This window comes from Rhizobium sp. BK312 (genome assembly GCF_014193605.1).
Classification (GTDB): Bacteria; Pseudomonadota; Alphaproteobacteria; order Rhizobiales; family Rhizobiaceae; genus Rhizobium.
Genome location: NZ_JACHZP010000001.1, coordinates 642,828 through 662,153, shown reverse-complemented (window position 1 = coordinate 662,153; position 19,326 = coordinate 642,828). Strand labels below are relative to the sequence as shown.

The 19,326-nt window shown below is 60.2% G+C and carries 19 protein-coding genes; 7 read left to right on the top strand and 12 right to left on the bottom strand.

Going from position 1 to position 19,326, the window contains the following annotated elements; all coding sequences use genetic code 11:
- Positions 1-156: 156 nt before the first annotated feature.
- Complete coding sequence (locus tag FHT85_RS03205) at positions 157-1,071, top strand: cation diffusion facilitator family transporter (RefSeq protein WP_112334282.1); 915 nt, start codon at positions 157-159, stop codon at positions 1,069-1,071.
- A 1-nt stretch (position 1,072) separates the two neighbouring features.
- Complete coding sequence (queF, locus tag FHT85_RS03200) at positions 1,073-1,537, top strand: preQ(1) synthase (protein ID WP_112411594.1); 465 nt, start codon at positions 1,073-1,075, stop codon at positions 1,535-1,537.
- Positions 1,538-1,596: 59 nt separating this feature from the next.
- On the opposite strand, the gene FHT85_RS03195 is transcribed toward queF, so the two are convergent.
- The gene (locus FHT85_RS03195) at positions 1,597-2,403 is read right to left on the bottom strand and encodes a DUF2076 domain-containing protein (RefSeq protein WP_112334284.1); all 807 of its coding nucleotides are present in this window, start codon (positions 2,401-2,403) and stop codon (positions 1,597-1,599) included.
- Between the two features lie 231 nt (positions 2,404-2,634).
- Here FHT85_RS03195 and FHT85_RS03190 point away from each other — a divergent pair, with 231 nt between their 5' ends.
- Positions 2,635-3,222 (top strand): ATP-dependent Clp protease proteolytic subunit, encoded by a 588-nt coding sequence (locus FHT85_RS03190; RefSeq protein ID WP_112334285.1) that lies wholly within the window; start codon positions 2,635-2,637, stop codon positions 3,220-3,222.
- A gap of 199 nt (positions 3,223-3,421) precedes the next feature.
- On the opposite strand, the gene FHT85_RS03185 is transcribed toward FHT85_RS03190, so the two are convergent.
- The 3 genes from FHT85_RS03185 to FHT85_RS03175 are packed head-to-tail and all read right to left on the bottom strand — an operon-like array spanning position 3,422 to position 5,769.
- On the bottom strand, positions 3,422-3,805 hold the full coding sequence (locus FHT85_RS03185) for a VOC family protein (RefSeq protein WP_112411595.1): 384 nt from the start codon (positions 3,803-3,805) through the stop codon (positions 3,422-3,424).
- Positions 3,771-4,961, bottom strand: coding sequence for an MFS transporter (locus FHT85_RS03180; RefSeq protein ID WP_112411743.1), 1,191 nt, complete (start codon positions 4,959-4,961; stop codon positions 3,771-3,773). Before FHT85_RS03180 ends, FHT85_RS03185 begins: the two co-directional genes overlap by 35 nt.
- A 22-nt stretch (positions 4,962-4,983) precedes the next feature.
- Positions 4,984-5,769, bottom strand: coding sequence for a DeoR/GlpR family DNA-binding transcription regulator (locus FHT85_RS03175; protein ID WP_112411744.1), 786 nt, complete (start codon positions 5,767-5,769; stop codon positions 4,984-4,986).
- A gap of 190 nt (positions 5,770-5,959) precedes the next feature.
- Between FHT85_RS03175 and FHT85_RS03170 the strand changes: the two genes are divergently transcribed.
- Together FHT85_RS03170 and leuA are read left to right on the top strand one after the other, a co-directional pair.
- On the top strand, positions 5,960-7,144 hold the full coding sequence (locus tag FHT85_RS03170; protein WP_112334287.1) for a benzoate/H(+) symporter BenE family transporter: 1,185 nt from the start codon (positions 5,960-5,962) through the stop codon (positions 7,142-7,144).
- A 328-nt stretch (positions 7,145-7,472) separates the two neighbouring features.
- Entirely contained in the window at positions 7,473-9,179 is a 1,707-nt protein-coding gene (gene leuA / locus FHT85_RS03165) for a 2-isopropylmalate synthase (protein WP_112399106.1), read from the top strand.
- Between the two features lie 68 nt (positions 9,180-9,247).
- Here the strand turns inward: leuA and FHT85_RS03160 are convergent, their stop codons facing one another.
- From FHT85_RS03160 to FHT85_RS03140, 5 genes are all read right to left on the bottom strand, one after another.
- Positions 9,248-11,092, bottom strand: a complete 1,845-nt coding sequence (locus FHT85_RS03160; RefSeq protein WP_112411596.1) for an ABC transporter ATP-binding protein — start codon at positions 11,090-11,092, stop codon at positions 9,248-9,250.
- 272 nt (positions 11,093-11,364) lie between these two features.
- Positions 11,365-11,568: a hypothetical protein gene (locus tag FHT85_RS03155; RefSeq protein WP_015340649.1), complete on the bottom strand. Its 204-nt coding sequence runs from the start codon at positions 11,566-11,568 to the stop codon at positions 11,365-11,367.
- Between the two features lie 101 nt (positions 11,569-11,669).
- Positions 11,670-12,509: an anti-sigma factor gene (locus FHT85_RS03150; RefSeq protein WP_181476083.1), complete on the bottom strand. Its 840-nt coding sequence runs from the start codon at positions 12,507-12,509 to the stop codon at positions 11,670-11,672.
- A 3-nt stretch (positions 12,510-12,512) separates the two neighbouring features.
- On the bottom strand, positions 12,513-13,025 hold the full coding sequence (locus tag FHT85_RS03145; RefSeq protein WP_112334292.1) for an RNA polymerase sigma factor: 513 nt from the start codon (positions 13,023-13,025) through the stop codon (positions 12,513-12,515).
- A 387-nt stretch (positions 13,026-13,412) separates the two neighbouring features.
- Positions 13,413-14,351, bottom strand: coding sequence for a metallophosphoesterase family protein (locus FHT85_RS03140; RefSeq protein ID WP_112411745.1), 939 nt, complete (start codon positions 14,349-14,351; stop codon positions 13,413-13,415).
- A 50-nt stretch (positions 14,352-14,401) separates the two neighbouring features.
- Between FHT85_RS03140 and FHT85_RS03135 the strand changes: the two genes are divergently transcribed.
- The gene (locus FHT85_RS03135; RefSeq protein WP_112399104.1) at positions 14,402-14,893 is read left to right on the top strand and encodes an NUDIX domain-containing protein; all 492 of its coding nucleotides are present in this window, start codon (positions 14,402-14,404) and stop codon (positions 14,891-14,893) included.
- A gap of 15 nt (positions 14,894-14,908) precedes the next feature.
- Here FHT85_RS03135 and FHT85_RS03130 read toward each other — a convergent pair whose 3' ends face one another.
- Positions 14,909-15,898, bottom strand: a complete 990-nt coding sequence (locus FHT85_RS03130; protein WP_112411597.1) for a glutathione S-transferase family protein — start codon at positions 15,896-15,898, stop codon at positions 14,909-14,911.
- Positions 15,899-16,221: 323 nt separating this feature from the next.
- On the opposite strand from FHT85_RS03130, the gene FHT85_RS03125 reads away from it, so the two are divergent.
- The gene (locus FHT85_RS03125; RefSeq protein ID WP_112334295.1) at positions 16,222-16,794 is read left to right on the top strand and encodes a GNAT family N-acetyltransferase; all 573 of its coding nucleotides are present in this window, start codon (positions 16,222-16,224) and stop codon (positions 16,792-16,794) included.
- 34 nt (positions 16,795-16,828) lie between these two features.
- On the opposite strand, the gene FHT85_RS03120 is transcribed toward FHT85_RS03125, so the two are convergent.
- Positions 16,829-17,251, bottom strand: a complete 423-nt coding sequence (locus FHT85_RS03120; protein ID WP_112334296.1) for a GNAT family N-acetyltransferase — start codon at positions 17,249-17,251, stop codon at positions 16,829-16,831.
- 2 nt (positions 17,252-17,253) lie between these two features.
- Positions 17,254-19,326 (bottom strand): hypothetical protein, encoded by a 2,073-nt coding sequence (locus FHT85_RS03115; RefSeq protein WP_112399101.1) that lies wholly within the window; start codon positions 19,324-19,326, stop codon positions 17,254-17,256.

Genomic DNA, 19,326 nt, shown 5'->3' with positions numbered 1-19,326 from the left:
GAAAAAGTGACTGCCTTTGACAAACGCGAAGTCCTGGCCCATATGGACCGTCAATAAGCCGCCTGCGCGAAAATCCGCGCGGGCGGTTTTGCATTTCAACGGCGCCTTTTTTGCAATTCATTCGCATAAGCACGGCGCGGGATACTGGAGAAGGGCATGAGTGCTCAAGGAAACGATACGATCAGGCGGCTCGCCCTTTGGGGCATTCCGCTGTCGCTCGGCGTCATGGGGCTGAAGATGCTGGCCTGGTGGCTGACGGGCTCCGTGGCGCTTCTGTCCGATGGACTTGAATCGCTCGTCAATGTCGTTGCCGCCTTCATCGCCTTTTTCGTCATCCGTTACGCGCAGAAGCCGGCCGATCACGATCATCCCTTTGGTCATCACAAGGCGGAATATCTTTCCGCCGTTACCGAAGGCGTGATGATTGTCGTTGCGGCGCTGATGATCGTGCAGGAAGCGGTCGGGCATCTCGGCAATCCGCAGCCGATGCAGGCGCCTTTGCTCGGCCTCGCCATCAACTTCGTCGCCGGCGTCATCAACGGTGCGTGGGCCTTGACGCTGATCCGCGCCGGAAGGACGCATCGCTCACCGGCTTTGACGGCGGACGGCCAGCACATCATGTCGGATGTCTATACCTCAATCGGCGTGCTCATCGGTCTGTTGCTGGCGCTCGGCACCGGCCAGCCGATCTTCGACCCCGTACTTGCCATTCTCGTTGCCATCAACATTCTCTACCAGGGCTGGAAGGTCATCTCCACTTCGATTGACGGATTGATGGACAAGGCCGTCCTGCCGGAAGAGGAGGAGACTATCAAGAATGCGATCGCGGGGAATGCCGAGGGCTCGCTCGGTGTGCACGATCTCAAGACGCGCAGGGCGGGGGCTGTGACCTTTGTCGATTTTCACATGGTCGTGCCCGCCGCCATGCCGGTGCGAGAGGCACATAGAATCTGCGATCGCCTTGAAGATGCCATAAGGGCGATCCATGCGGGCGCCGAAATAACCATTCATGTGGAGCCGGAGGGCGAGAAGGCCCATGGTATCCGCGTCAAAGTGATCAAGGAGACCTGAGATGCCAAAGACCGATGTGTCCGGCCTGTCGATGCTCGGCAACCAGACGGAAACGGCCAGCAATCCGGAAGAGGCCGTTCTGGAGAAGGTACCATCCGGCCATGCCGGCACGGACTACGTCGTGCGCTTCACCGCGCCCGAATTCACCTCGCTCTGCCCGATGACGGGACAGCCGGATTTCGCCCATATCGTCATCGACTACATTCCGAACGAGTGGCTGGTCGAATCGAAGTCGCTAAAGCTCTTCCTGCATTCCTTCCGCAATCATGGTGCTTTCCACGAGGATTGCTCGATCTACATCGCCAAGCGCCTGGTGGATCTGCTGCAGCCGAAGTGGCTGCGCATCGGTGCCTACTGGTATCCGCGCGGCGGCATTCCAATCGACGTCTTCTGGCAGACCGGCAAGCCGCCGGAGAGTGTGTGGCTGCCGGATCAGGGTGTGCAGCCCTATCGCGGCCGAGGCTGAATGAAAAAGCCGCCATCCGGGGATGGCGGCTTTTCTGCTAGATGCGATGAGGTTGCGGCTCAGGCGAACGAGTTGTCGTCGCCATTGTCATAGGACGAGTCATCATAATCGTCGTCCTGAGCGTCTTGAGCAGCGTCCTGTGCGTAATCGGCCGCGCTCTGATCATTCTGGTCGCTATTATCGTCATTGCCGAAATAGTTGTTGTTGATGATCGTTTCCTGCACCGGCTGTTCGGCTGCATTGGCCGCCGTTCCACCGAAAAGGCCGCTGCCGGCATTGCCGCCGAAGAGGCCGCCGCCAGTTCCGCCCAGATGCGGGCTAAAGAGGCTTGAGAGCGATTCCGCCAGCATGACGCCACCGGCGACGCCGGCAGCCGTGCCGAGCGCACCACGCAGAAAACTGCCGCCGGCCGAAGGAGCTGATGCCTGCTGGCTCCATGGGCCGGATGGTTGCGGCTGGCCAGCCCATGGGCCGGGCTGAGGCGCATTGCGGGCATAGTCGTCATAGAGGCGACCCTGCTGCTGCGGGTTGCCACCCTGTGGTGCGGCGGCGCGCTGCTGCTGGCCGCCGCCGAAGAGCGAGCCAATTCCGCCCAGGAAACCGCCGCTCTGGCCTTGCGGATGATTGTCGGCGCCCTGCTGCTCGAGCTCGTGCACGCGGGCTTCGAGCTGCTGGATGCGATCGGCCGCAGCCTTCATGCCCTGTTCCTGCATGATGACGGCCTGCGCCAGGAAATAGGGGGCATAGGGCTGGTCGCGAACCGACTGGTTGATGAAGGCCTCTGCATCGGCGTCGCGGGGCGTGCTGGCGGCACCGCGCACGCGATCGAAGAGAGAAGCAAGCAATTGACGTTCTTCTGGCGACATGATGGCCTCCTTGGCTATCCGTGCTGCAAATTCGGCGCGCGATTTTTAACCGCGCTCACCTGACGTAGGATCAAATCTCGGCTTTTCAAAGCCATTCAAGTTACATTTCGGTAATCCGCAACCATAACACCATGTTGTCAGTCGCTATTCCCGCCTTGTCTTTTTCCGGCATTGTTTTACGCATTGAGTCGCACTATGTGCGGTGAATGACGCATCATGCTGGAGAGTTGAATGAACGACGAAGACGAACAGGAAGACAAGAAGACCGAGCAGCCCTTGGGCAAGGACGCGGAGGCGAATCTTTTCAAGTCGCGTTCGATCTTCATCTATGGCGGCATCACGCAGGAACTGGCGCAGAAGGTCTGCTCGCAGCTCGTGGCGCTTTCCGCCGCCAGCGACGATGACATCCGCATCTATGTGAATTCGCCCGGCGGCCACGTCGAATCAGGCGATTCCATCCATGACATGATCAAGTTCATCAAGCCGAAGGTCTGGATGATCGGTACGGGCTGGGTCGCCTCCGCCGGAGCGCTGATCTATGTCTCCGCTCCCAGGGAGCGTCGCATTTGCCTGCCGAACACGCGCTTCCTGCTGCATCAACCGTCGGGTGGCACGCGCGGCATGGCCTCCGACATCGAGATCCAGGCACGCGAGATCATCAAGATGAACGAGCGCCTGAACAGGATCTTCTCGGAAGCCACCGGCCAGCCAATCGAAAAGATCGCCAAGGACACGGATCGCGACTACTGGCTCTCCGCCGAGGAAGCCAAGGCTTACGGTCTGGTCTCGCGCATCGTGACTTCGCAGGCAGAGATCTGATCTGACGGTTTTCCCGATTGAATTGAGCGCCCTCGCTTGCCGGAAGGCTGGCGGGGGCGTTTTGCGATGAATCAGCTTTGATCGAAAGCCCAAAGCTGGCGGCAGAAATCTCCGCCGCCAGCCTTCGCCACTCTGGAGGTTGCAACGTTTCCGGGGAGCGGCGAACTCGAAAGCTTAAGTTACAAGCGGAGTGCGCCTCCTAGATGGTGATCTCTACCGGTGTTCCCTCGGGCATGGTGATGACAGCCTCATAGAAGCCGTCGCCGGTGGTGCGCGGCGTTGATTTCAAGCAGTTATCCGTCTTGCATCGTTCAGCCAGCGCATCCACGGCAGCTTTGCTGCCGAGCGATATGGCAATGTGGTCCCAGCCGATGCGTTCACTTTGCGGGTCACAGGGAAGCCAGGGACCGGTCATCAGTTCGATCTGGGCGTTGCTTTCCGGCAGGGAAATGAAGCGGGAGACGAAGCCAGGCCGTCGCTGGCTTCGATAGGGTTCACCGACGGTTGCGCCGAAATAGGTCTCCCAGAAACTCGCGGCGGCATCGAGATCATGCGTCCATAGAGCGGTATGAGCGATCCGCATTGGTCTCTCCCTGTTCCTGTTCGTGATTGCGGGTGATGATGCCGGCGCAGAGAGGAGCGATGCAGAGCAACAGAGCGAGCATCCAGAAGGCGCCGGGCAGGCCAAGATGATCCGCCGCAAACCCGACGCCGGCGGGGCCGACGAGCACGCCGGCATATCCCGTCATGGTGATGGCCGCGACGGCTAGGCCCGGCGACATGATCTTTTGCGCGCCGCCCTTGCGGAAGAGCACCGGGACGATGTTGGAGGCGCCAAGGCCGATCAGCAGGAAACCGCCCATTGCGAGGATCGAAATCGGACTGAGAAGGAGGACGGCAAAGCCCGCGACTGCAATCACGCCGCCCCACAGCATGACCGCCCTGTCACCGACCCTTGCTGTAATGGCATCGCCGCTCAACCGTCCGATCGTCATCGCAATGGCAAACAGCATGTAACCGAGGCCGCCATGGCTTGCGTCGACCTGGTCCTGCGTCGTGAGGAGCAAGGCGCTCCAGTCTAGGATCGCGCCTTCGACGAGGAAGGTGATTGCTGCCAGCGCGGCGAGCAGCAGGACGAAGCCGCGTGGCACAACGAAAAGCGGGGCATCTTCCGCGGGGACGGTCCGCAGCAGCCGGGGCCATGCGACGATCATGGCGACGACCATCACGGCCGCGCTTAGAAGCGTGGCGGCGAGAGGGCCGGCCTTGACGGACAGGAGCAGCGTGACGAGCAGGGAACCGATGAAGCCGCCGATGCTGAACAGCGCATGGAAGCCGGACATTAGTGGCCGGTCTGCGCCTTTCTCCACTTCGACGGCGTGAATGTTCATGGCGACATCGAGCGATCCGAGGCAGGCGCCGAAGGTCGCCAGCGCAATGCCGAGGGTGAATGGCGTGCTTGCCACGGCCAATGTCGGCAAAATGAGCGCGAGGCCGAGGCCGCTTGCGATGATGATCGGCTTGCTACCATAGCGGGTGCTGAGCATGCCGGTCGCCAGCATCGCCGCCACCGAGCCCAGGCCGAGGCAAAGCAGCAGCATGCCAAGCACGCCGTCATCGACCCCGAGACGAGCCTTGGCGAAGGGGACGAGTGGAGCCCAGCAGGCGAGGGCGAAGCCCCCGACCAGAAAAGCAAGTCGTGTTGCCAGCCGGGTTTCCGGCCGATCCGTGGATTGCATGGTCATTTCTTGTCTTTCGAAATCAGGAGGATGACGTGACGTCGCTTGCTTTGACGAGCGAGAAGCCGGCGTCTGAGGCCGCCTTTTCGTCTGCGGCAGGCAAGTCATCCTCGACAACGAGCCAGTCGATATCGTCGGCGCCACCGATGCGGTGCGGTGCGCGTTCGTGAAATTTCTCCGAAGTAATCAATGCGATGCGGGCAGCGCTTCTCTTCAGTAGCGTCCGCTTGAAGATCGCATCTGCATGTTCGTACACGCTGATGCCGTTTCTTGCCGAAACGGCGCAGACGCCCAAAAAACAACGGTCGATGTTCATGGCCTCGATGGCCGCAACGGCGGACGCATCGACGCTGCCGCCGACGACGGGATCGACTGCGCCGCCGATCAGGACAAGCGGGATATCGCCGCGCTTCATGATGGCGCTGGCGATATCAATGGAATTCGTCGCGATGGTCGCTTTCAGATCCTTCGGTAGAAGATCGACTATTGCGAGATTGGTGCTGCCGCTGTCGAAAAACAGGAATTCGCCTGCCTCGATCATCGCAACGGCGGCTTTGGCCAAGGCTTTCTTGCGGCCTGATTCCTGTCCGACGCGGGTGGCCATGGGCTGCGATGGTGTCAGCAGGGGGAGCGCGCCGCCATAGACGCGGCGGCATTTACCCTCTGCGGCAAGCGCCCGCAGGTCGCGGCGCACGGCATCTTCGGACACGTTGAATTCGACAGCCAGAGATGCAGCAACGATCTGCCGGCCCTCTGCGAGCCGCGCTTCGATAACGTCCCGGCGGGACAAGGGGAGTGGATTGCTCATAATCATGCATTAACGTGCATAAACGAGAGAGTCAATTTGCATATTTGCACACGATTTGAATCATGCTTGATACAGACGGCGATCGACCGGCCTTCCCGCCGTCAGTTCGTCCAGAACTGCACTTGCACGCCCGATGCTTGTGATGCTCCATGCGGTTTCAATCGATCATCGCCTCTGAGTCTCCGCCGCCATGCTCAAAGATTTTTCCATCCAAAGCCTCTTCATGGGATGCCTTACGGCTTTCGTCGGCTTTGCCAGTTCCTTCGCCGTGGTCTTTCACGGCCTGCAGGTGGTGGGCGCCACGGATGCGCAGGCGGCCTCCGGTCTGACGGCGCTTTCCGTTGCGATGGGCCTCTGCGCGATTGTGCTCAGCATGGCGACGAGGCTTCCGATCAGCATTGCCTGGTCGACGCCGGGCGCGGCGCTGCTGGCGAGTGCAGGGGCGATCGAGGGCGGCTTCCCGGCGGCCGTCGGTGCATTTTTCGTTTGCGGCATATTGATCGTTATTGCCGGGCTTTTTCGGCCTTTCGGCCGGGCGGTCGCATCCATCCCGGCGCCGCTTGCCAATGCCATGCTGGCCGGCGTGCTGCTCGGCCTCTGTTTCGCGCCCGTCAAAGCGATTGCCTTCAATCCTGCCTTCGGCCTGCCGATCATCCTTGCCTGGATCGTCGTTGGGTCTTTCAAGCGGCTATGGGCGGTACCGGCGGCACTTGCCGCTTTCGCGCTGGTGCTGGCCTTCGGCGTGAAGATACCGGATGGTGCCTTTGCCTCGCTCGAACATTCGCTGCTGCCGACGGCCGAATTCGTGAAACCGGTCTTCACGCTTGCCGGCATCGTGTCCATAGCGCTGCCGCTATTCATCGTGACGATGGCGTCGCAGAACATTCCCGGCATCGCGGTGTTGAAGGTGCATGATTACGATCCGAAGCCAGGTCCGCTGTTTGCCGTGACCGGCGTGTTCTCGCTGCTTGCCGTTCCCTTCGGCGGTCATGCCGTCAATCTGGCGGCGATCACCGCCGCCATGTGCGCTGGACAAGATGCACATGCCGATCCCCGGCGACGATATTGGGCGGCGATTGTCGCCGGTATCGGCTATGTGATCCTCGGATTGCTGGCGAGTGCTGTGACGGCTTTCGTGGCACTGGCGCCGCCTGTTCTCATCGAGGCGGTGGCCGGCCTGGCGCTGGTCGGCGCGCTCTCCAACTCCGCCTTGAACGCGTTTCAGCAGCCGGAATCCCGTGAGGCCGCCGCTATCACGTTTCTGGTGACGGCATCGGGCGTTTCGTTCGGCGGCGTTTCCGGCGCCTTCTGGGGGCTGATCGCAGGCGGATTGATGCTGGCGCTGTCGCGCGGCGTGCAGATGCTGAAGAAGTAGGCGAGGGGTTGCTTCTTTTTGATCCGGCGGCTATAAGCGCGGCCATGAAGCTGAATGGCGCAAAGATTTCCGAACAGATTGCACGTGGGCGCGTTGCCTTGCGTGACAATACGCGCGCCCTTACCTCGCTTCTCCTCCTCGGCCTTACGCGCGGTTGCCGGGTCCTTTGAGGAGCGCCCGGCGGCCGAAAAGCCCGCTGGCCATCGCTCCTCGCGACTTACCCTAAAATCGACAGCTTACCCGCAAAGGGTCCGCATTTGTCATCGCCAAGCCGCATCCGATCGGCTAAGACGCGGGACAAAATGACGGGAAAGGAAGAGACGAGACCATGGACGCGAACAGCCATTCCCCCAAAGGCATGCCCGAAGCAGCGGTGAAATACCGCGCCTATCCGCAAATCAACATTCCCGACCGGACCTGGCCGTCCAAGGTCATCACCAAGGCGCCGATCTGGTGCTCGGTCGACCTGCGCGACGGCAATCAGGCGCTTGTCGATCCCATGGGCCATGACCGCAAGGCGCGCATGTTCCAGCTGCTGCTGGATATGGGCTTCAAGGAAATCGAGATCGGCTTCCCGTCGGCTTCGCAGACCGACTTCGACTTTGCCCGTTGGTGCATCGAGCAAGGCAATGTGCCTGCCGACGTATCGCTGCAGGTTCTGGTCCAGTGCCGCCCGGAATTGATCACCCGCACCTTCGAGGCTCTGGAAGGCGCCAATAAGCCGATCGTCCATTTCTACAATTCCACCAGCGAGTTGCAGCGCCGCGTTGTGTTCGCCAAGGATGTGCAGGGCATCAAGCAGATCGCCGTCGATGCGGCCAAGATGATCACCGACATGGCGGCCAAGGCCGGCGGCGGCTATCGCTTCGAATATTCGCCGGAGAGCTTCACCGGCACCGAGCTGGACGTGGCTTTGGAGATCTGCAACGCCGTCATCGACGTCGTGAAACCGACGCCTGATAACAAGTTGATCATCAATCTGCCGTCGACGGTCGAAATGGCGACGCCGAACATCTATGCCGACCAGATCGAGTGGATGTGCCGCAATCTCGACAACCGCGAAAACCTGATCATCTCCCTGCATCCACACAATGACCGCGGCACCGGCATCGCCGCCGCCGAGCTGGCGCTGATGGCGGGCGCCGATCGCGTCGAAGGCACCTTGTTCGGCAATGGTGAGCGCACCGGCAATGTCGACGTCGTCACCATGGCGCTGAACATGTTCACGCAAGGGGTCGATCCGGAGCTGGATTGCTCGAATATCGAGCGCATGAAGGAAGTCTTCGAATATTCAAACCAGATGGCGATTGGCGAGCGTCATCCTTACGTCGGCGAGCTGGTCTATACCGCCTTCTCCGGCTCGCATCAGGATGCGATCAACAAGGGCATGAAGGCTGCCAAGGTCGCCAACGATCCGGTGTGGGAAGTGCCCTATCTGCCGATCGACCCGCAGGATGTCGGCCGCACTTATGAGGCGATCATCCGCATCAACTCGCAGTCCGGCAAGGGCGGCATCGCTTATATCATGCAGCAGGACTACGGCTTGAACCTGCCGCGCAATCTCCAGGTGGAATATCGCGAGGAGATCCAGCGCATCACCGACGAGGAAGGCAAGGAACTGCCGTCGAAGCGCATCTACGAACATTTCATCGAGCGCTATGTGACGCAGCCGGACGCGCGGATCCGCTTCGTCGATCACCACACTTTCGCCGATCCCGAGCATAAGGGACAGCGCATCGTCGCGGCCGAGATCACAGACAATGGCGAGGTGAAGCGCATCGAAGGCAGGGGAAATGGCCCGATCGACGGCTTCATCAATGCGCTCTCGATTTATCTCGGCATTCCGATGTCGGTCGAGGATTATTCCGAGCATTCGCTCCAGCATGGCTCCAACGCTTCGGCGATCTCCTATGTCGAGGTCTCTTATGCGGGCGGCAAGCTTTTCGGCGCCGGCATCAACACCAATATCGTTGCCGCATCCCTCGAGGCGATCGTCTCGGCGGCAAACCGGGTGCTTGCAGTCAAGGCGGCCTAAGGTTCTGGCTGGCTTCCAGTTCTGGTTTGAAAGCCCCCTCGGTTTTCGAGGGGGCTTTTTATTGTGCGTCAGTCGGCCGTCGGCTCGTCGTCTTCGATGAAGCCGCCGGATTGATGCGACCACAGCGTCGCGTAGATGCCGTTCCGGGCGATCAGCTCCGCATGCGTGCCGTCCTCGACGATGCGGCCGTGATCGAGCACGACGATGCGGTCCATGCGCGCGATGGTCGACAGGCGATGCGCGATGGCGATCACGGTCTTGTCTTCCATGATGCCGTAAAGCGTATCCTGGATTTCGGCTTCGACTTCGGAATCGAGGGCGGAGGTTGCTTCATCGAGCACCAGGATCGGGGCATCCTTCAGGATAGCGCGCGCAATTGCAACGCGCTGCTTCTGACCGCCCGAGAGCTGGACGCCGCGTTCGCCGGCGTGAGCGTCGAAGCCCGTACGCCCCTCCTGATCCCGCAGCTTTGCTATGAAATCGCTGGCGGCAGCCTTCTCGGCGGCAGTCAGAATCGCATTTTCCGAAAAGTGCGGATTGCCATGGGCGATGTTATCGCGGATGGAGCGGTGAAGGAGCGATGCCTCCTGGCCGACCACGGCAATCTGCCGGCGCAGGCTATCCTGCGTCACCTGCCGAACATCCTGCCCGTCGATTTCGATAATGCCACCCTCCGGATCGAAGAAACGAAGCAGCAGATTGACCAGCGTCGATTTGCCGGTGCCGGAGCGGCCGACAAGACCGACTTTCTGGCCTGCCGCAATTCGAAGCGAAACGCCGTCGAGCCCGCCATCTCCCTTGCCGTAGTGATGCGTGATTTGCCGGAAGGCGATCTCGCCCTTGGTGACGGCAAGCGGCTCGGCGTTCGGCGCATCGGTAATCGCAAGCGGCTGCGAGACGGTCATCAGTGACTGCCGCATGGCGCCGAGATGGGCAAAGAGCGAGGAAACGGCATCCAGCATCCATTCGGCCATGCCGGTTATGCGGAAGCTCAAGGCGAGTGATGCCGCGATCAGCCCTAGCGGCGCGCCACCGGATTGCCAGAGGACGACCGCATAGCCGACAAGCGCGACGATGAGGAAACTGCCGAGGAACAGCATGCTCGAATTGACAAGCACCTCAAGCTTCTGCACCCGAACGAATGTCTCGCGGGTTTGAGCGAAACGACGACGGGCTTCCTTGTCTTCCGCCTTGGCATCGGCAAAAAGCTTAATGAGGTCGATATTGGCATAGCTGTCCACCAGCATTCCCGTCAGCTCGGCATAGGCTCCCTGATATTGCGCGGAGGCCTTCTGCAGGCGAGGGATGACATAGGCCATCAGTGCGAGATAGCAGAGAAGCCAGACGACGAGGGGCCAGATCAGGCGCGAGTCGATCGAGGCCATCAGCCAGAGCGAGCCGGCCACATAGATCGTGACGAAAGATAGCGTGTGCAGCACGGCATAGGCGGCGCCCGTTGCGGCGGTGCCAATATCTCGCACCTGGCTCGCGATACGCCCGGAAAAATCCTGGCGAAACCAGCCGACTGATTGCCGAAGAACGTGACGATGAGCCCGCCAACGGAACAGGGTCTCGGCATTTGGCCGGAACGCGATGTCATCCAGGCTTTCGCGGAGATAACCGGTAAGCGGCCTTCCGATCAGGACGAGGGCGGCTGCAGCGAGCAAGCCCAACCCTTCGGATACCCAAAAGTCTTCCCGCCGGGCGACGGCCAGATTATCCACCAGCCTGCTGGAATAGCCGATGAGCCAGATCTCGATGAGCGCGCCGATGACAGTCAGGCTGAGGCTCATCGCCATGACTGTGCGAAACGGACGAAGGTTAATTAGGAGATAGCGCCAGGCCTTGAGTGATGGCTGCGGCTCGTCATGATCCTGAAATGGATCGACAAGATCTTCGAAGCGACGAAACATGAGTGCCCTCCAAGGGCGAAGATATCAATCTGATGGTCGGGCCGATAAAGCAGCCCTTCACGGCACTGCTTTTCAGCGGTGGTTTCCTGTGCCGTGATTTTTCATCAGAGTGCTCTCCTCATTGGTCGCTGCAACCTACATAGCTTGTATCGGTGCCGATGTCAGCAGCAATTGTATCGGGGATCGTTCGACATAGATGAGCGAATACCGTCCTTTACACGGCTCGCGTCGAGGCTGTCCGAGGATATATATGTTTCAATGGTGAATTTTGCTCAGGCCTGGCCTTTGGCAAGTTCATCGCGTCGCTTCGTCAGACGCTCGAGCTCTTCTTCCTGTTCGGCTATCCGCTCGGACGCCCGCTCTTCGTCGGCGGCGCCGGAAAAGGCTGCTGCCTGCTCAATCAGTTCGCGAAGATTTTCCCTGATCGCCGCAATACGCCTGTCGATTTCAGGAATGGTCAGCAGAACGTCGGACATGTTGAAACTCCAGCAAGACTATCGGACCCCACACGATTACCGCACCCTATTATCCATCGACCGGCTGGTGGCTGCAAGCGGCAAAACGGATGGGATATCAGTCAGATCTCCGAGGATACCCGATTGGCGATCTGATCGAGCATCGCATTCGAGGAGGGGCCAACGATCGCATAGGTGGTGCCGTTGCGATGCCAGGATACGATGCTGATATCGTCCTTGATGGTTTCGCTGAAATCGTCGTCGGCGATGCCGTCCGTCTTGGTAAAGCAGATGGCGACGACATCGCCATCGAGGTTCTTGTAGATCAGCTGGCCGACAGGCTTACCGGCGGCGATGGACATGCGCGCGCCCTGGAAGACGAGACCATCAGCTGTGAGATCCGGAACGTTGAATTTGACGCCGGCGGTGCTTGCCAGCCACTTGGCGATCTCGTCCAACTGGCTTGCCTGCAACTCAACCATATGCTGCGGCTGGCGCGCATAGATGCGGTGGTAGGCGGCAATATCGTCCAGCCAGTTGCGAGTCATAAGCTGTGACGGGGTCGGCGGAGGGCTCGCCGGGACGTCAGCGGGCTGCATGCCGAAAAGATAGCCGATGCCGCCGCCGACGGCGAACAGGATAAGGGCCGCGGCCAATGATTGCTTGCCCGTCGGCGCCAGTTTCAGCGAATGCCTGGTAATACGCGGAGATGGCTCTCGGGTCTTCGGAGGCTGAGCGCTCTTGATGGAGCGAACAAGCGCCAGCGGTACCGGCTCCTTCAGAACCTCATCGAAAGCCTTGCGGCCGACATCGGAGCCGTGTTTCAGCTCATCGAAAATACGCCGGGCGTCCGCGTCGGAAGCAATGAGCTTTTCCAGCTCTTCTTTTTCTTCGCGGCTCGTCTCGCCATCCATGAAGGCGGACAAGCGGACTTCGAGCGGCGTTTTCTTCATATCTTGCAATGCTTAAAACCTTCGGGACGAGCGGCTATGACCCTGGGAGGCGAGGTAAAGGCGTGCGCTGGAGAGCCTTGATGTCACCGCCGCCAACGGGATGCCGAGAACATCGGCCGCCTGCTTGTAGCTGTGTCCTTCGACATCGACCAGCAGGAAGACACTGGCAAGTCCTTCTGGCAAAGATGTGACCAGGCGATGCGCTTCACCGGCTTCCACCGGATTTAAATGGGTTTGTGATGCCGGATCGCCCTGTTCCAGCGCATTGCCCTTGCCGGCGGGACGCAGCTTGTGACGTCGCGCTTCGTCAACCCATTGGTGCCGGGCCATGGTATAGAGCCAGCTTTCCAGCTTGCCGCCGCTGTTCCAGAGGTGGAACTTGGCTATGCCGCGCTGACAGACGTTTTGGACAAGCTCGTCCGCCTCGGCAAGATCGCCGGTCAGCGTCACAGCAAAGCGGCGAAGCTTCGGAAGAAGACCGACCAGATCGCGTCTGATATCGATGGCTGCTACCGGCGTTGGCATGATGGTTCCAGGAAGGCGTTGGAGGTTGTCAGATCGGCAATTTGCTTCCGCGATCGACGGCCTTCCCCGTAAGAAAGGTGATGTGAGCGGAATAATCGTCCTGTGCTGGTATGAACCATTTTCCTGCCGTTTCGCAAGTCTTCAAAAGCACCCGCGCGTTTGACCGTCATCCTTAATGCGCTATCCCACAATGTCCCAACCCGTACTGCACCAATGTTGGCCCAAGCTCTCCAAGGAGCAGTAAACTGGTCAGATACAGGCTCCGAAAGCTGGCATGCGTCGCTCCTCACAATGCATCCCTTATTTCGGAATTTCAGTGCTTCGATTGTAGCTCCGTATCTTAGAAAACGCTACCGAAACGATGCGCGCGACGACGCAAAAAGCGCGTCAGGTCGCCAGAATATCGAAGCCTTCGGGGTCGACGCCGCTGCCACTGTCGTTGAGGCTATAGCGTTCCGCTTTCAGTTCCCAGGCGCCGGGACGGCCGGCGATGGAGAAGAGATTATAGGCAGCGCGCGGCTTCAATCCGCCGACCCCTTGCGATGCGGAGGCGATCCCAACGACGGGAACCGAACCCATGTGTCCCCGCAGCCAGTGCAGGGTGTTGAGATGTGTATGGCCGTGCAAGACGAGTTCGGCGCCGCCGGTGGAGATGACGGCTGCGAAACGGCGAATGCCGATCATCCGCTTGTAGAAGCTAGTCGCGCCGCGAATCGGCGGGTGATGGATCATGACGACACGAAAGAGCCCGGCATCCCCGACTGCGCGCAGTATATTCACCGTCTCGCGGGCCTGGCGTGAGGAGTAGAAGCCGCTTGCGGCAAAGGGTGGGGTGGCGACGGCTGTGGAGCATCCCACAATAGCGACCTGACCGCGGATACGCAGATAAGGGAAAATGCGCTGGTCTTCCTGCCATTCGGCGGGAGCCTCGTCGCCGCGGACATAGGGATACCAGGAGCGCATGGCCTTTTCGTATGCGCCCGGCACATAGGCATCGTGGTTGCCGGGAACGACGGATGTGTGAAAGGGATCGCCGACAGTCTTCAGCCATGCGGCAGCTGTCTGGATCTCCATGCCGCTCGCTAGGTTGACGAGATCGCCGGTTACGGCCAGATGATCGACCTGTTTCGCCTTGATGTCGTCAAGAAGGAGATCAAGCGTGTCGCCAAAAAGATGCTTGCGCCGGTTCCGGTGCCAGTTCACAAATCCGGTAATGCGTTTGGAGGCGAGTTCTCTGATCGAAAGACGTGGCAGCGGACCAAGGTGAACATCGGAAATATGCGCGAGCTTGAACATGGGATGAGACATAGCCCACTCTATTGTCAAAACAAATACATCCTCGATCCGATTGCAAATCACGATGCCGGGGTTCAGGCATGAGTGAAGACAATCGACGCGACGAAAGGCAGAGTTTGGCTGTGCGTCTGTTCGGCCGCGCGTTGCATGTCTATTTCGTGCTGACCCGCAGCATGACGATCGGCGTGCGCGCCGCCTGCTTCGATGGCGAAGGGCGGATTTTTCTGGTTCGGCACTCCTATATCGCCGGGTGGCATATGCCCGGCGGCGGCGTCGAACGCCATGAGACTGTGGAGCAGGCGCTTGAAAAGGAGCTGCGCGAGGAAGGCAATCTGGTGATCTCAGGCAAGCCGCAGCTCTTTCACGTCTATTTCAACAATCACACCAGCAAACGCGACCACGTCGTCTTCTATCGCGTCGAGGTCACCCAGACCGCGCCGCGCAAACCGGATCGCGAAATCGTCGAAAGCGGCTTCTTTCCGGTCGATGCGCTGCCGCCAGGCACGACAAAGGCAACCTATCGCCGGCTTAAGGAGCTGGAAGGAGCGGAGGCTCCCTCCAGCTATTGGTAGCCTCCGAGGCTTGGGTCAGGCGACTTTTGCAAGCCGCTCGCGCCCGTGCGGGCGATCGAAATCCAGTTCCGGCCCGATCGGGACGATACCTGTCGGATTGATGGTTTTGTGGCTGCGATAATAGTGGTTCTTGATGTGGTCGAGATTGACGGTCTCCGCAACGCCGGCGACCTGATAGAGATCCCGCAGATAAGCCGAGAGGTTGGCATAATCGGCGATGCGGCGGATGTTGCATTTGAAATGCCCGACATAGACGGCATCGAAGCGGACGAGCGTCGTGAACAGTCGCCAGTCGGCCTCCGTCAGGCGATCTCCGAATAGATAGCGCTGCGTTGCCAGTCGTTGGTCCAGCATGTCGAGGGTTTCGAAGAGACGGAGCGCGTTTTCCTGATAAGCTTCCTGCGTCGTCGCAAAGCCGGCCTTATAGACGCCGTTGTTGACGGTATCGTAGACGCGCTCGTTCAATGCATCGATGTCGGCCCGCAAGTCAGTAGGATAGAAATCCGCCGTGGAGCCGGTCAGGCCGCCGAAGGCCGTGTTGAACATGCGGATGATTTCGGCAGATTCGTTGTTGACGATCGTGCCGGTCTGCTTGTCCCATAGAACGGGAACGGTCACGCGGCCGGAATAATGCGGATCGGCTTTGACGTAGACCTCCCAGAGCTTCGTTGCGCCGAAGAGATGGTCGACGGTACCGCCGTCCGTTCCTTTGAATTCCCAGCCGTTTTCAACCATCAGCGGATCGACGATCGAGACGGAGATCAGCTCCTCCAGCTTCTTCAGCTTGCGGAAGATTAGGGTCCGATGCGCCCAGGGGCAGGCAAGTGCCACATAGAGATGATAGCGGCCGGCCTCTGCCTTGAAGCCGCCGGTGCCTGTGGGGCCGGCGCTGCCATCGGCGGTCACCCAGTTTCGAAACTGCGAGGCGGCGCGCTTGAAATGGCCTTTCGTCTCCTTGGTATCGTACCAGACGTCATGCCAAACGCCGTCCACCAACATGCCCATTGCTTCATCCTTTCGGGAAACTGCCGAACTCTATCTCCAGAGATACGGCATGCACGCCGGATTTCGAGACGGCAAATGATGAACACTGCGTCATAGGTGCCGTCAAGGTCGAGAAAAGACACGATGTCGACCGATCTTGCATGAATGAACAACTGGATGCATTTTGCATTGGACGCGCCGAATATTTCCTGCTATCCGGCTTTTCACGGTTTAAGGACCCTTGTCATGAAAGTAACCAGAAGCCTGCGACGACGCCGATGATCTTGAACGCTCCGTGAGCGCTTTCGGGAACAATATCGTCCGTCTACTGGTTGTCTGGGCTAATGTACAAGCACGATCTGGTCTACCTCACTGAGGATGCGTCGCACGACGCTGCAATCGAACTCATCAACGAAGAAGCTTTCGGTCCTGGACGGTTTACCCGTGCCGCTGCTCGCATTCGCGAGCAAGGGCCGCATGACCATTCGCTGTCCTTCATCTGCGCCGATGATGGCGAAACGATCGCCTCCGTGCGGATGACGCCGGTGCTGGCCGGATCGGTCAAGGGACATCTCCTCGGTCCGCTCGCCGTACGTCCGTCGCACAAGAACAAGGGGATCGGCCGCGAGCTTGTGCGGATCGCGGTGGCCGCTGCTCAGCGCAAGGGATCGGAAGCCGTCATCCTGATCGGTGATCCGCCCTATTATTGCCCGCTCGGTTTCGAAAAGGTTGCCTACAACGCACTGACCTTCCCGGGGCCTGTCGATCCCAACCGGGTGCTGGTGGTGCCGATCGCCGCAGACACGCATGCGCGGCTGCAAGGCTCGATCGCATGGCGCGATGATTCCACTGCAGCTGTGGAAGACGATGACGACGATCTGGACGATGTCGTGCAGCTCACGGCGATTGCCGTCTAAGGCGTCATCATCGAAAGATTGCCCCGCTCGAATCTCAGCGGGGCGACAATTTCTTCTGCAGAAAGAACCGGCTGCGACCGGCCGGGAAATCCGGCAATTCGCCGAAGACGGCATAACCCTGCCGCTGATAGGCTTTCAGCGCCTGTGGATTGAAGGTATCGATCCACGCGCCGAAACAGCCACGCGCGCTTGCTTCCGCTTCCGCCGCGTCCAGAAGCTTTCCGGCCATGCCCTGGCCGCGCAGGCTTTCCGGCACGAAAAGCCATTGCGTGAACAGCCACCCCCAGGCGGTATAGCCGGATATGCCGCCGATGGTCTTGCCCGTATCGTCGCGGATCAGAACAGCCAGGGATTGCCGAGCGGATGGCCCGACGTCCGCGGTGTTGAACGCCGTCAATCCTTCGCTGATAGCCGCAAGGTCGCTTTCCGATGGCGTATCGGTCACGTCGATCTTCATGGTCACCGTCCTTCGCGCCACCACGTGGCGGAGAAAGCAAAGAGGAGGGCGGCGAGACCGGCAAAGCCTGCAAACAAGGGCAGGGTATTGATCCCCTTCAGCACGGTTTCGTCGGTCATGCGGATGGTCAGGCGCTGACCGTCGGCGACGCGAACGGCGCCGCGAACCGGCAGAACCTGCGGCACCGTCACGCCGCCATTTGCACCGGCAACGCGGGTAACGAGACCCTTGGTCTTCTGTGCGAGCGGTTTCAGTGTTTCGGTGGTCGAGATCATGGCCTTGAATTCCGGAGCGTCGATGGCGCCGATATGGACCAGCGTCGACAGATTGCCGCTGGCGATCTGGTAGAGGCCGATCTCGCCCATATGCTTCTCCGCCTGATAGAGACCTGGCTGCGTCTGCTTCAGCGGCAGGGTGTCCGTCTTGCCCGATGGCGTTTTGATCGTGGCGGGACCGGGATCGTTGCCGATCGTCTGGCGCGTTACCTGCAGCGTGCGCCCGGCGGCATTGGCGGTCAGGGCTTCTTCTTCCAGCGACGGCTCCTTCAGCAGCCAATGGGCAATGCGACGGTAGAGCGACACATGCGGGCCGCCGCCTTCGAAACCGCGCGCCCACAGCCAGCCTTCGTCGGAGAGCAGCATGGCGACACGACCCTGGCCGACGCGGTTCAGCACCAACAGGGGACTGCTATCGGCGCCGACCATCACCGTCTGGCCTTGCGGCCTCTCCACATCCACGCTGCGGAACCAGCGGCCCCAATGCGGTGGCTCGGTTTCGGAGCCGTCCAGCCCCCGCGTGACGGGGTGTTTCTTGCCCTGGTCCGACAGGCGCGGATAGAAAGCTTTCTCGATCATCTGGCCCGTCGGCTCGGCCGGCAGGACCGAGGCAAGCGGCGTCAGAGCGATCGAGCTGCCGCCGGCATGTTCGGGGCCGGCCGCGACAAGCAAGGCGCCGCCATTTTCGACATATTGAGCCATGTAATCATAATAGATCGTCGGCAGGACGTTCTGACGGTCCTGATAGCGGTCAAAGATGATCAGGTCGAAAGAATTGATCTTATCGACGAAGAGCTCGCGTGTGGGAAAGGCGATCAGCGACAGCTCATTGATCGGCGTGCCGTCCTGCTTGTCCGGCGGACGCAGGATGGTGAAATGCACGAGATCGACCGATGCGTCCGATTTCAAAAGGTTGCGCCAGGCACGTTCGCCGGCATGCGGTTCACCCGAAACGAGGAGAACGCGCATGTTCTGACGGATGCCTTCGATCACTTGGACCGTCTGATTGTTGATGCCGGTGACTTCGCCAGGCACTTCGGCGACTGCAAATTCGAGGACATTGTTGCCGGCGCGCGGCACCTTGAAGCTGAAGGGTGTATCCTGGCCGGGCGTGGCCTGCAGTGTGGCAATCTCGTCGCCATTCATCTTGACTGTGACTGCTGCGGTACCGCCAGGGCTCTTGCCGTCGTCAACGACGCGAAAGACCAGCTGCTGTTCATCATTGACGATGCCGAAGCGCGGGGCGCGCACGATCTCTATGCGGCGATCGAATTCGTCCGGCTTGCCTGTGATCAGCCCGTGGACGGGCGCGTCGAAGCCGAGCTGCTGATTGACACCGGGGATATCATGGATCTGGCCATCGCTCAGAAAGATGGCACCGCCGATACGGGCCGGTGGCACGTCCGCGATCGACGAGGATAACGCAGAGAAAAGCCGTGTCGACGGTGATTCCGATTCCGCCGGATCGCGGAATTCCACAATGCGCGGCTCAATGCGGGGAAATTGGGCCAGCCGATCCTTGAGCATCGCCAGGGCTTCGTCCGTCATTTTGGTACGTTCCGGCGTCTGCTGGCTGAGGCTGCGGTCAACGACGACGGGAACGATCGTCGATAGCTGATCCCTATCTTCCTGCATCAGCACCGGGTTGGCGAGTGCCGCAAGCAGAGCGATGCCCGCCAGAGCGCGAATCCAGCCGCCCCGCAGGCGCCTGTAGATTGCGAGCGCCGCGATGGCGAGCGTCAGCACCGCCAAAGCGGCAAGCACGGGCCAGGGAAGGAAGGGGGCAAAGCCGATATTCAT

Coding starts and splice junctions, on each gene's coding strand:
- FHT85_RS03145 (WP_112334292.1), bottom strand. CDS start 13,025: ATGCCAACGCCGGTAGCAGCCATCGATATCAGACGCGATCTGGTCGGT.
- FHT85_RS03170 (WP_112334287.1), top strand. CDS start 5,960: ATGCTCAAAGATTTTTCCATCCAAAGCCTCTTCATGGGATGCCTTACG.
- FHT85_RS03120 (WP_112334296.1), bottom strand. CDS start 17,251: ATGAAGATCGACGTGACCGATACGCCATCGGAAAGCGACCTTGCGGCT.
- FHT85_RS03185 (WP_112411595.1), bottom strand. CDS start 3,805: ATGCGGATCGCTCATACCGCTCTATGGACGCATGATCTCGATGCCGCC.
- FHT85_RS03135 (WP_112399104.1), top strand. CDS start 14,402: ATGAGTGAAGACAATCGACGCGACGAAAGGCAGAGTTTGGCTGTGCGT.
- queF (WP_112411594.1), top strand. CDS start 1,073: ATGCCAAAGACCGATGTGTCCGGCCTGTCGATGCTCGGCAACCAGACG.
- FHT85_RS03190 (WP_112334285.1), top strand. CDS start 2,635: ATGAACGACGAAGACGAACAGGAAGACAAGAAGACCGAGCAGCCCTTG.
- FHT85_RS03125 (WP_112334295.1), top strand. CDS start 16,222: ATGTACAAGCACGATCTGGTCTACCTCACTGAGGATGCGTCGCACGAC.
- FHT85_RS03155 (WP_015340649.1), bottom strand. CDS start 11,568: ATGTCCGACGTTCTGCTGACCATTCCTGAAATCGACAGGCGTATTGCG.
- FHT85_RS03180 (WP_112411743.1), bottom strand. CDS start 4,961: ATGCAATCCACGGATCGGCCGGAAACCCGGCTGGCAACACGACTTGCT.
- FHT85_RS03175 (WP_112411744.1), bottom strand. CDS start 5,769: ATGAGCAATCCACTCCCCTTGTCCCGCCGGGACGTTATCGAAGCGCGG.
- FHT85_RS03115 (WP_112399101.1), bottom strand. CDS start 19,326: ATGAATATCGGCTTTGCCCCCTTCCTTCCCTGGCCCGTGCTTGCCGCT.
- FHT85_RS03205 (WP_112334282.1), top strand. CDS start 157: ATGAGTGCTCAAGGAAACGATACGATCAGGCGGCTCGCCCTTTGGGGC.
- FHT85_RS03130 (WP_112411597.1), bottom strand. CDS start 15,898: ATGGGCATGTTGGTGGACGGCGTTTGGCATGACGTCTGGTACGATACC.
- leuA (WP_112399106.1), top strand. CDS start 7,473: ATGGACGCGAACAGCCATTCCCCCAAAGGCATGCCCGAAGCAGCGGTG.
- FHT85_RS03160 (WP_112411596.1), bottom strand. CDS start 11,092: ATGTTTCGTCGCTTCGAAGATCTTGTCGATCCATTTCAGGATCATGAC.
- FHT85_RS03195 (WP_112334284.1), bottom strand. CDS start 2,403: ATGTCGCCAGAAGAACGTCAATTGCTTGCTTCTCTCTTCGATCGCGTG.